Source organism: Coleofasciculus sp. FACHB-712 (assembly GCF_014695635.1).
Lineage (GTDB): Bacteria > Cyanobacteriota > Cyanobacteriia > Cyanobacteriales > FACHB-T130 > FACHB-T130.
Map to the genome: position 1 here is coordinate 20156 of NZ_JACJOQ010000365.1, position 10255 is coordinate 30410.

General features: G+C 47.6%; 8 protein-coding genes and 1 pseudogene. 5 read left to right on the forward strand and 4 right to left on the reverse strand.

The features are described from left to right. Positions 1 to 136: 136 nt before the first annotated feature. Positions 137 to 844 carry a TrkA family potassium uptake protein gene (locus H6F50_RS10070; RefSeq protein ID WP_190428590.1) on the forward strand — a complete coding sequence of 236 codons (708 nt, stop codon included), beginning with the start codon at positions 137 to 139 and terminating at the stop codon, positions 842 to 844. Here the strand turns inward: H6F50_RS10070 and H6F50_RS10075 are convergent. Continuing rightward, complete coding sequence (locus H6F50_RS10075) at positions 810 to 2399, reverse strand: Na+/H+ antiporter (RefSeq protein WP_347277155.1); 1590 nt, start codon at positions 2397 to 2399, stop codon at positions 810 to 812. The two genes, H6F50_RS10070 and H6F50_RS10075, sit on opposite strands and share 35 nt — an antisense overlap. A gap of 45 nt (positions 2400 to 2444) precedes the next feature. Between H6F50_RS10075 and H6F50_RS10080 the strand changes: the two genes are divergently transcribed. Next, complete coding sequence (locus H6F50_RS10080; protein ID WP_190428592.1) at positions 2445 to 2624, forward strand: hypothetical protein; 180 nt, start codon at positions 2445 to 2447, stop codon at positions 2622 to 2624. A 46-nt stretch (positions 2625 to 2670) separates the two neighbouring features. Next, on the forward strand, positions 2671 to 3546 hold the full coding sequence (locus H6F50_RS10085; protein ID WP_190428593.1) for an NAD(P)-dependent oxidoreductase: 876 nt from the start codon (positions 2671 to 2673) through the stop codon (positions 3544 to 3546). Between the two features lie 135 nt (positions 3547 to 3681). Here the strand turns inward: H6F50_RS10085 and H6F50_RS10090 are convergent, their stop codons facing one another. Next, complete coding sequence (locus H6F50_RS10090) at positions 3682 to 4194, reverse strand: DUF1648 domain-containing protein (RefSeq protein ID WP_190428594.1); 513 nt, start codon at positions 4192 to 4194, stop codon at positions 3682 to 3684. A 164-nt stretch (positions 4195 to 4358) separates the two neighbouring features. Here H6F50_RS10090 and H6F50_RS10095 point away from each other — a divergent pair, with 164 nt between their 5' ends. Together H6F50_RS10095 and H6F50_RS10100 are read left to right on the forward strand one after the other, a co-directional pair. Beyond that, the gene (locus tag H6F50_RS10095; protein WP_199292072.1) at positions 4359 to 4760 is read left to right on the forward strand and encodes a hypothetical protein; all 402 of its coding nucleotides are present in this window, start codon (positions 4359 to 4361) and stop codon (positions 4758 to 4760) included. Positions 4761 to 4823: 63 nt separating this feature from the next. Next, entirely contained in the window at positions 4824 to 6956 is a 2133-nt protein-coding gene (locus H6F50_RS10100; protein WP_190428595.1) for a tetratricopeptide repeat protein, read from the forward strand. 111 nt (positions 6957 to 7067) lie between these two features. Here H6F50_RS10100 and gcvP read toward each other — a convergent pair whose 3' ends face one another. Both gcvP and H6F50_RS27040 read right to left on the reverse strand, forming a co-directional pair. Then, positions 7068 to 10016 (reverse strand): aminomethyl-transferring glycine dehydrogenase, encoded by a 2949-nt coding sequence (gene gcvP, locus H6F50_RS10105; protein ID WP_190428596.1) that lies wholly within the window; start codon positions 10014 to 10016, stop codon positions 7068 to 7070. Positions 10017 to 10162: 146 nt separating this feature from the next. After that, a pseudogene (locus tag H6F50_RS27040) lies at positions 10163 to 10255 on the reverse strand (IS630 family transposase); the annotation flags it as partial.

The window sequence follows — 10255 nt, forward strand, 5'->3', positions numbered from 1 at the left end:
CATTGTCCGTTGCGGTGCAAATTTAAAAACGCGATCGCCCTGAGTAACAATTGGGATAATTTACTCCTTTCGCCACCCAGCAACTACACTGTAGATTTTGAGGGTCAGACGTAAATCCCTGCAACAGAGGTGAGCCATGTACGTATTGATTGGTGGAGCAGGACTGGTCGGGCTGGACTTAGCCCAACAATTAGTAGAATTAGGACACACGGTTGCCATCATCGATACCGATCCCACCGCCTGCCGGTATGCTCGCGAACAAGTCGGAGCGATGGCTTTTGAAGGCAGTGCCGTCAGTACGCAAGTGCTAATGGAAGCAGGAATTCGCAAGGCAGATGCGCTTGTTGCCGCCCTCCGCAATGATGCTTTAAATCTGGCAATGGTGACACTTGCCAAGCACTATGGCGTCTCCCATATCGTAACTCGGATGCGCCAAAGTGATTTTGCCGAACCTTATCGGATTGCCGGAGCGCATCATGTCATCAGTACGGTTGACCTAGCCGTGACCACGATGGTAAATGCGATCGAATATCCCCAAGTAGAATCAATGATGCACTTTGAGCAGGGTCAGGTAGAAGTCTTCAAACTCAAAGTGCCACCGGAGTCTGACATTGTGGGTCGTACCGTGGCACAAGTCGCTCAGGATTCTCGGTTTCCCAGCGGTTCTTTAATTATTGGCTATCAATCCCATCCCCAAACCGATCTCGTCATTCCGAATGGAAAGACAGTGCTAGAGGCGGGAGCAACCGTGCTAGTTGTTACGAAATCGGAAAAGTTACATCAAGTGATTGATTTCTTAGGATTGTGTTCTAGTCATCTTCCAAACTTAGAAGTTGCTCGTTAATGGTTTTGATGCGTTCTTGCACCACTTCTTCTGAGAGAATTCGTCTGCGGAGGGCATCATTGAGTACCTGCTTTTCTGCCAAGAGTAATTGCCGACGAATCGTGTCTAATTTTAGGCGATCGCTACTTTCATCAGCAGAGTCTTCGGGACGCTGATTATATATCTCCCGCAACGTTCTTTCAGAAGCTGCCACCCGCACCTGATAAGCTGCTCGCATCTCTTCGTAGATTGATTTTGGTAAAACTCCCGATTTCAGGAGACTCTCCAATTCATCCTGCGCTGCTTTGGCAGTCATCAATTGAGCTTGCAATTCTTCGATCTGCTGCCGTGATTCGGAATGGCGATCGAGCTTTAACCGTCGTACAAACCCCGGTAAACTTACTCCCTGTCCTACTAACGACAGCAGCACAATCCCTAAGACAATCACAACCAGCTTATCTCGTCCTGGCAAATTAGCCGGTAAGCTTAACGCCAAGGCAGTGGAAAGCGAGCCTTTAATATTGCCCAAAAAGAGAACGTGCCGCCATTTCACCGGAATGGGTTTGTCAAAAAAACGCACTAAGTCCAAGAGTGGATAAACGGTGAGCGCCCTCCCGACTTGGTAGGCAATCAGTGCGAGAAGAACGGCTGGAAGCGTCTGCCAAAGGGTGATGAGATTAATCTCTAAGCCGATGAGTAAGAAAATAAAGGTATTAACACCAAACCCGGCAAATTCCCAGAAGCTAAACAAGGTGACTTGAGTGGAAGCAGAGGTGCTGCGAGAAACCCCCAGGTTGCCCACAATCAGTCCTGCTACCACAACCGCAACCACACCGGATACGTGGAAAAATTCGCCTAATTGGAAGGCTCCCAGCGCTACGGCAACCGTGAGTAGAATCACGCTGAGGGGATCGTCTGCTTGGCTAAATAAACCAATACTGAGATAGCCCAAGGCTAAGCCAACTAAGATTCCGCCGACAATTACGAACAAAAATGCTTGTACGACATCGAGGGGCGTTAATGAGCCGGTTGAATTTGCAGTCAAGATTAGGCTAAATAAAACCAGCGCCACATCATCGTTGACTAAGCTTTCACCTTCTACGAGCGTAACCAGTCGGTGGGGAACAGATACTTCCTTGAAAACCGCAATGACTAAAGCGGTGTCTGTAATTGACAAAATAACCCCAACCAGCAAGGCGGGAACCCAATCTAAGCCGAGTTCTAGTTTCAGCAAGACTGAGGTGATGGCAGCGCAGAAGGGAAATCCCACTCCTGCTAATAAGGCAATGGGTTTAAATGTGCTGCGTAGACGACTGACGTCGGTATTAATTGCCGATTCAAACAGTAGAATCGGCAAAAAAAGATTAAAAATCAGAGAGGAATCGAGACGGATGCGACCTGGCAAAAGCTCTGTAATCGCTAACCCTGCCAATACTAACCCTGTAATGTAGGGAATCCGAAATCGTCGAGATAGTAAGGCAACTCCTGTGGCAACCAACAACAAGACGATCAGAAAAATCACTAATTCAGCAACATTTCCCTGATTCTCGCTGCCTGTGACCGTTGGGACTGCCATGAGCGATCGCTCGCTTAGCCACTGCATAGCGCGTACTCACAAGTGATGAACGATACACCGAGGGTCAGGTTCTACAAAACTGCCCTTAGTATCTTAAAGGATGAGCTACGATGCTTTTGTTCTGAGTTAGCAGTCGTCACCTTCAAGGGTACGCTTTCGCGGACTTTGGCTGCGGTTAACGCTTCCAGAGATTTTCGCCTGCGATCGCAGGCTTGGTTGGTTTAGCCCCTGGCGGAAGCTTGTGGGCTTATATGACAGGTTTGGTAATCCGATGAAAAAACTCTTAGTTACAGGTGCCAGTGGTTTTTTAGGGTGGCATCTTTGCCAGCTAGCAAAACAAGAATGGGAGGTTTATGGAACTTATTTTTCCCATTCTCTAGAGATTCCTGGCGTAAATTTGCTGAAAGTTGAGTTAAAGGATTTTCAGGAACTCAAGCATTTGTTCCAAGAAATTAAGCCTGATGGAGTGATTCATACCGCCGCGCGATCGCAACCTAATTTTTGCCAACAATATCCTGATGAATCCTACCCGATTAATGTCACCGCCTCTTGTAATATTGCGGGACTTTGTGCGGATGCTGCGATTCCTTGCGTTTTCACTTCCACTGATTTAGTTTTCGATGGCTTAAACGCTCCCTATCAAGAAACAGATCCCGTGTCTCCTGTCAATGTTTACGGAGAGCAAAAAGTGATGGCGGAAGAAGGGATGTTAGAGCGTTATCCCATGACCGCTATTTGCCGGATGCCTTTAATGTTTGGGATGGCAACACCTACGGCTACAAGTTTCATGCAGCCCTTTATCCAAATGCTGAGAGAGGGTAAAGAATTAAGTTTATTTATTGATGAATTCCGAACCCCAGTTAGCGGAACAACAGCAGCAAAAGGGCTTTTATTGGCATTGGAGAAAGTAAATGGACGCCTGCATTTGGGCGGGAGAGAGCGGATATCGCGTTATGAATTTGGTCGGTTATTAGTGGAGGTGTTGCAACTTCCTGAAGCGGGGCTTAAATCTTGCCGACAAGAAGATGTGAAAATGTCTGCGCCAAGACCAGTGGATGTTTCTTTAGATAGTTCCAAGGCTTTTGAACTAGGATACTCGTCTTTATCTGTGCGGGAAGAGTTAGCGGCGTTGCGGGGTAAGGTTTGATAAATGCCTTAGCGAATAGAATTCGCGGCTACACATACAAAACCCGCCTGCGCGGGTTTCAATTTATTAGTCCGCAACGGTGGACTTTTCCTGTATAGCTGCGATTTATAACCTCCGGGGAATTGATAAGCTTAACTAACGAGCTTGATATGCTTGCCAAAAATACAGCCCATTTGTGACCAAAAGCAGCGTCATTACTACAAGGAAAAAATCGATGATTAATTCAGCAGAATGTCCCAAACTTATCTGGATAATTTGCCATTCTATAAATGCAAGTACCCACATAATTTCTGCCTTATTCCAGTCTAATAAATTAAGAGCTAGCTGATATTGTTTAGCGACATTCTGCTCTGTAATCCCCCAAATATAATTAAAGGTATGAGGAAACTGACGCAGCACTGTAAACGCTACATAAAGTAAAATCGCTAAGCTGGGGAAAAGCCAGATTAATTTTTTGCTACCCGTAGCATCTGGTTTGCCTCCCATCTCAAAATGGATGGGAATACTGTTGGGTAGATTTGCCCAAGATTGCAGGGTGATTACAATGATGCAGAAAATCCCTACAACAGCGGCTATTTCTAATACCCAACTAATAGGCGATCGCGCTATTGTCAAAATCGGTCGTTGATTCGATGGATTCCTAGTCATAGGCTTAATTGCTAGGTGAGAACGGCATATATTTAAAACACAGTTTATCTCTAAAGTCAATTGCCTTAATTAGAGAAAAGTTAGTAAAGCCATCAATCTTAACATTGGCAGATAGAGGGTTGATGGGCTACAACCAAATGGCAAGCATAGCCAACCTGTGACAGATGGTACTTGAATTTACAGCAGCAAAGATTGCAGAAATTGCCTTTGGCGGAATGATAGAAGGTGGCGCTGGTAAGTTGACGGAAATCGCCATTGAAAAGTTAAATCTGCTACGGCAGAAGATTTGGAATCAATTATGGGGTAATCCGGAGGCAGAAAGAGCCATTAAAGCCGTTGAGCAAGGCTCGAAGTCCGAATTAGTGCAGGTTACTGAATATTTGCAGGCTTGCATGGATAAAGAGCCAACCTTTACCCAAGAGATTCAAGCACTTGCCAGGGAAATTAATGACAGCAACCTGGAAGATAACAGCAGCATGAATCAGAGTAACTACGACAGCAGTAAAGGCTATCAAGTCAAAGCTGATACAGTTGGGCATATTGGTGACGTTATCAATAACCCCTGACTGCTGGTAGTCAACCAGGGAACCAACCCTCAACCAGTTCAAAACTCAGCTAACCTCGATGAAATGCGCCCCAGCTTGGATTGTTGGCAAGGGCGCACGGAGGAACGGCAGAAAATCCGGGAATGGATGGCGGATGGAAATATCCGGCTGATTGGCATTACGGGTTTGGGTGGCTTTGGCAAATCTACTCTGGCTGCCAAAATCTATGAAGACGATAGTGGTGAGTTTGATAAAAAGTTCTGGGTAGATGTCAGCCGCCGCCTGACTTTTAGCGAGTTGGCGCGACGAGTTTTGCTGCGATTGGGACTTTCCCCGCCAACTGTGGAGGCAATTCCAGAATTGTCGCTGGTGGATGCGTTGGTGAACCATCTGCGGGAGGGGCGGCATTTACTTGTCATAGACAACCTGGAAAGTCTGCTGCAACAAGATGGGCAATGGTTGGATGCTATCTACGAGGAGTTTTTTCACGGTTGGTTGGGATGTGGCGGTAAGAGTGTCATTCTGGTAACGACGCGGGAACGCCCGGATTTGCCTGAAATTAAGTTGCAATGGCTTCCTTTGCCGGGATTGTCACCAGCAGAGGGGGCTAATTTGTTAGGGGCTTTGGGGATTCTGGGGACTGAGACAGAATTGCTAGATTTTGCGAAAAAGGCAGAAGGGCATCCTCTGCTGCTGACGCTGGTTGCAGGTTTTTTGCGGGCAGAGGAGGAGTCAAATCCGCAGATTAGTCACTTGCAGAGGTATGGTTTGGCTGACGTAGCCCAGCTAGTGACTGACGAGAAGTTGAAAGGGTTGCACCGGGGCAAAATCGATATTTGGATGCGCCTGGTGTTAGATGCCAGCTTTAACCGCCTTAGTGACAAGTTGCAAAGACTGCTACTAAATTTGAGTGTCTATCGGATTCCTTTCAATGCGGCGATGGCAGATGTCCAGTTACCAGGGGAAGAGGTATCGGAACGGGATTTAAGGCAGTTGGCTAGGCGTTCTCTGTTACAGGAGGAAAGGGACAACAACGGAGGGCGATGGTTTCAGTTTCATCCGTTCATTTTGGCGTATGTCAAGCAAAAGGCGGGCGATCTGACCGAGGCGCACCAAAAGGCAATTGCATACTACAAAGAAAATGCCAAATCAGAACCCTGGCAGACAATAAGTGATATAGCAGAATACTTAGAAGTTTTCTATCACTGTTATCAGATGGGAGAGTATGACGATGCCTTCAACACTATTCGCCTGTGTGCCAATTTTCTAAGGTTACGAGGTTACAACACTGTCCGAGTTGAACTGTACGGGCAGCTAGTTAAGGCATGGCAGCAAAATAACTCTGAGAGTTGGAAATTCGCAGCTTCTCTCAATAATTTGGGCAATGCTTACTATTCTCTGGGACAATACCAACTAGCAATTGATTACCTTCAGCAGTCTCTGGTAATAGCACGGGAGATTGGCGATCGTAATGGGCAAGCGAAATCTCTGGGTAATTTGGGCAATGCTTACTATTCCCTAGGAAAATACCAATTAGCCATTGACTACCATCAGCAGTCCATAGCAATAAAACGGGAGATTGGCGATCGCAATGGGGAAGCGAAATCTCTGAGTAATTTGGGCAATGCTTACTATTCCCTAGGAAAATATCAATTAGCCATTGATTACCATCAGCAGTCCATAGCAATAAAACGGGAGATTGGCGATCGCAATGGGGAAGCATCTTCTCTCATAGGTTTGGGCAGTGCTTCCGATTCCCTGGGACAATACCAATTAGCCATTGATTACTATCAGCAGTCCCTGGCAATAAAACGGGAGATTGGCGATCGCACTGGGGAAGCAAATTCTCTCATAGGTTTGGGCAATGCTTCCGATTCTCTGGAACAATACCCACTTGCAATTGATTACTATCAGCAGTCCCTGGCAATAAAACGGGAAATTGGCGATCGCAATGGGGAAGCGACTGCTTTATTTAATTTAGGAAACACCTTGGCAAAGCTTGGTCGAAAATCAGAAGCCCTTGCTGCTTACCAAAATGCCCGCGATCTGTATCAAGCAATGGGACTGGATGCAGATGTCCAAAATGCTGAGAATGCAATTCAAAGCCTTTTCAGAAAGACTAACATTTGGATGAGTTTGCCAAAAGCTATAGTTGGCTTTTTATTGCGATGGGTTAATCGCCTATGGCGACTACTACACACCTTCCTCAGGCAGTGATGAGTCAATGACGATACCCCTTTTGCGTCCTCTACGCCTAGTCGTTCAAAAAAAATGCGATCGCACTCACCATCAACTAGCAAGTGCGATCGCCCTTTGTTTCAAACAATACTAGCCTTGTGAATAAGCTTCCATCGGGAGACAAGCGCAAACAAAATTGCGATCGCCAAAAGCATTATCGATGCGTCCGACAGTAGGCCAGAACTTGTGTTCTCTCGTCCACGGCGCAGGATAGGCAGCTTGTTCGCGGGAATAGGAATGATTCCACTCGGAAGTCATTAAGGCTTCTGCGGTGTGGGGTGCGTTCTTCAAGACATTATCTTGAGCGTCCATCTTACCCGATTCAATTTCCGCAATTTCCTGACGAATTGAGATCATCGCATCGCAGAAACGATCCAGTTCTTCCTTCGATTCGCTTTCTGTGGGTTCTACCATTACCGTACCCGCAACAGGCCAAGATACAGTCGGGGCGTGGAAACCGTAGTCCATTAAACGCTTGGCAATGTCATCCACTTCGATACCCGCAGACTTTTTAAGCGATCGCAAATCTAAAATACACTCGTGCGCCACCAAACCATTCTGCCCTTTGTACAAAACAGGATAGAAAGCTTCTAAGCGACGGGCGATGTAGTTGGCATTGAGAATCGCTACTTTTGTCGCTTCTGTTAAGCCTGCCGACCCCATCATGGCGATGTACATCCAAGAAATGGGGAGGATGCTGGCGCTACCCCAAGGGGCGGCTGCAACGGCACCGATGCCTTGTTCGCCGCCAGTTGGGACAACCGAGTGCCCAGGTAAAAATGGCACAAGATGCGGCATTACCCCAATTGGCCCCATTCCTGGCCCACCGCCGCCGTGGGGGATACAGAAGGTTTTGTGCAAGTTTAAATGACAAACATCTGCCCCGAAGTCTCCCGGACGGCACAAACCGACTTGGGCGTTCATATTCGCCCCGTCCATGTAAACTTGTCCGCCATTAGCGTGGACGATATTGCAGATTTCTTTAATCGGTTCCTCAAACACGCCGTGAGTGGAGGGATATGTCACCATCAAGGCGGCGAGGTCTTCCTTGTGCTTCTCGGCTTTCGCTTTGAGATCGTCTACATCAATATTGCCTCGATCGTCGCAAGCGATCGCGACCACTTTCATCCCACACATGACCGCACTGGCAGGATTTGTCCCGTGGGCAGATTGGGGAATCAGACAGACATTCCGATGTTCTTCCCCGCGACTTTCGTGATACTGACGAATTACTAACAGTCCCGCATATTCGCCTTGAGATCCGGCATTGGGTTGCAGAGAAATGCCCGCAAAGCCGGTGATTTCAGCTAACCACGCTTCAAGCTGCTGGAACAGAATTTGATAACCCCGTGTTTGCGAAGGAGGGGCAAAAGGATGAATTTTGCCAAATTCCGCCCATGTTACCGGGATCATTTCCGCCGTCGCATTCAGCTTCATCGTGCATGAACCCAAGGGTATCATCGATGTTGTCAGCGACAAATCTTTCGCTTCTAGACGGTGCAAGTAGCGCAATAACTCGGTTTCCGAGTGATAGCGGTTAAAGACGGGATGAGTTAAATAGCTGCTTTTCCGGGCAAAAGGTTCCCCTTGTATGGACGGGGTTACGCCCTTACCCAACTCTTCCACCGTAAAGGGCAACTCATGTGTCCCAGCGAAAATTTCAAATAGGTCTTGCAAGTCCTGTACGGTTGTGGTTTCGTCCAAGCTGATTCCGACCGCATTTGCATCCAGAATCCGCAAGTTAATCTGACGAGCTTGGGCATCTGCGAGAATGTCTTCAATAGTGCGATTGCCCAACTCTATCCGCAAAGTATCAAAAAATTGTTCTGCACCGATGCCGTACCCCAGCCGCTTCAATCCTGACGCCAGAATTCCCGTTAGCTGATGAATATTCTGGGCAATTTTTTTCAGTCCCGCTGACCCGTGGTAAACGGCATACATACTCGCCATTACCGCTAGGAGAACTTGAGCGGTACAAATATTACTGGTCGCTTTATCGCGGCGGATATGCTGTTCGCGGGTTTGTAAAGCTAAACGCAGTGCTGGCTTGCCGTTGGCATCCTTGGAGACTCCGACAATTCGCCCTGGCACCTGGCGCTTATACTCTTCTTTGGTGGCAAAGTAGGCTGCATGAGGTCCCCCGTATCCGAGGGGAATTCCAAACCGCTGAGTGCTTCCTACCGCAATATCTGCCCCAAATTCTCCCGGTGGTGTCAGCAGCGTTAGGCTCAAGGGATCTGCTGCCACGGTGACTAAAGCACCCCCTGCATGAGCTTTTTCTACAAAACTCCGATAATCGTAAATCGTGCCATCCGTAGCAGGATATTGCAGGATTGCCCCAAAGATTGCTTGCTCAAAATCAAAGCTCTGATGAGTGCCGACAATAACCTTAATGCCCAGCGGTCTTGCCCGTGTTTGCAAGACTTCAATCGTTTGGGGATGGCAGGCGCTGGAGACAAAAAAGGCGTTTGCCTTGGTTTTGCAGAGACTATAACTCATCGTCATCGCTTCTGCGGCGGCGGTTGCTTCATCGAGTAAGGAAGCATTGGCAATTTCCAGACCTGTCAAGTCAATAATCATTGTCTGGAAATTCAGCAGCGCCTCTAGTCGCCCTTGGGCAATTTCTGGCTGATAGGGGGTGTAGGCGGTGTACCAGCCGGGGTTTTCTAAAATATTCCGTTGAATGACTGGCGGGGTAATGCAATCGGAATAACCCATGCCAATCAAGGAGCGAAACACCTGATTTTTGGAAGCGATCGCTTTCAATCGACTCAGCGCTGCGTACTCACTCTGGGCTGGGGGAAGCTGGAGCGAATCTGTTTTCGGAGTTGCCCCATTCAGAGAATGCGATCGCCGGATTGCCTGCGGAATCGTTTGGTCGATTAGGGCATCTAGGGTCGATATCCCCAATACCCCAAGCATTTGCTGGACTTCATCCGGGCTAGGGCCGATATGCCTCTGTACAAAAGAAATCGGCTCTCCCATTTCTTCTAGCAGATGCTGACGGCTAGACTCGGTATGAGGGATAGAAATTACCACAGGTTGCTCTCCAGACGCGACTATTTCATATTTTGCAATAATTTTTCGGGGTCAGGCGCTGTAGAAACACCGATTTGCCGCGTCTCGAAGTTACTGCAATTTTAGATTTCAGATTTTGGAAGGAATTATAGCAATCGCCAAGGTAATTAGGACGACAAGCATAAGACATGCTCGATTGCATCTCGCAAACAATTAAACTGGTCGAGTTGTTTGCGGATGCGGCTCTTGAGCCAAGACCA